General features: G+C 63.4%; 1 protein-coding gene. It reads right to left on the reverse strand.

From position 1 onward, the window contains the following. Positions 1-105: 105 nt before the first annotated feature. The gene (locus NKJ84_RS32955; RefSeq protein WP_502904061.1) at positions 106-1,269 is read right to left on the reverse strand and encodes an IS256 family transposase; all 1,164 of its coding nucleotides are present in this window, start codon (positions 1,267-1,269) and stop codon (positions 106-108) included. Positions 1,270-1,293: the final 24 nt, after the last annotated feature.

A 1,293-nucleotide genomic window follows, 5' to 3' on the forward strand; every position in this document is an offset into this window, starting at 1 on the left:
AGTTGTGTGCGTCAAGTTCTGCAAAATGGCGTGGCATTGCGTTGACGTCGGCGTGTCCGCCGCGCAGCCCCCGTGTTTAGCGGAGCGGCGGACACATGACGGTGCTCAGGCGGCCAGGGCCCTCAGGCTCTCCTTCTTGTGCTCGCGCAGATGATCCATGTTGAGGTAGCGGGTCGCCTCGAGCCAGTTCTCGTGGATCTCCACCGCCAATGCCCGAACCAGCCGCAGACAGCTCCGCGGGTTGGGGAAGATGCGAACGACCAGGGTGCGCCGCTTGATCTCCTGGTTCAGCCGCTCCAGCATGTTCGTCGACTTCATGTGCTTGTGGTGAGCTAGCGGCAGCCGATAGAAGCTCAGCGTCTCCTCGATGTTATCTTCCACCCAGTTGACCAGCTTCGGGTATTTGGCCTGCCATTTGGCGATCCACTGCGCCAGGTCGCGTTTGACCTCGGCAAGGTCGCGCCGGTCGTAGAACCATCTGAGCTCCATCAGGCAATCGTTGTCGACCTTGCGCGGCACGTAGTCGAGCGCGTTTCTGAGGAAGTGCACGTAGCAGCGCTGCCAGACCGCTTCGGGCAGCACTTCGCGGATTGCCGCCCTGAGCCCCGGATGGTCGTCGGAGACGACGAACTCGACGCCGGCGAGCCCGCGATTCTTGAGCCCCGTCACGAACTCGCGCCAGCTCGAATGGCTCTCCCGGTTGGCCAGCTCCACGCCCAGAACCTGGCGCCGGCCCTCCCAATCCACGCCGATCGCCACCAGCACCGCCTGGCTGGCGATCACGCCCGCCTCGCGAGCCCGTTCATAGCGCGCGTCCAAGATGAGATACGGATAGCTTTCCTCGAGCCGCTGCGTGAAGAACGCCTTGAGCGCCTCATCCAGCCGCATCGTCGCCTCGCTCACCGTCGAGGCCGAGAAGGAGTGGCCGCACAATTCCTCCGTCACCGCCTTCACCTTGCGGGTCGAAACGCCCTGCACGTACATCTCGACCAGCGCCGACACCAATGCCTTCTCCGAACGCTGGTAGCGCTCAAACAACTCCGTCGAGAACCGGCCAGCCCGATCCTGCGGAACGCGAAGCTCCAGCACCCCGACCCGCGTCACCAGCTTGCGTTCGTAATAGCCGGACCGGTAACTCGTCCGCTCCGCCGTCCGCTCGCCTTTCTCGGCCCCGATCGCCTCCGTCATCTCGGCTTCAAGAACCTCCTGCACGACACTCTGCAATGCCTGGCGAAAGCCGTCCTCATCCGACAACAGCAACGCTTTCAACTCGCCTCTGCTCAGTCTAACGTC

The sequence above is a fragment of the Mesorhizobium sp. M0048 genome (assembly GCF_040323405.1).
In the GTDB taxonomy this organism is placed as follows: Bacteria; Pseudomonadota; Alphaproteobacteria; order Rhizobiales; family Rhizobiaceae; genus Mesorhizobium.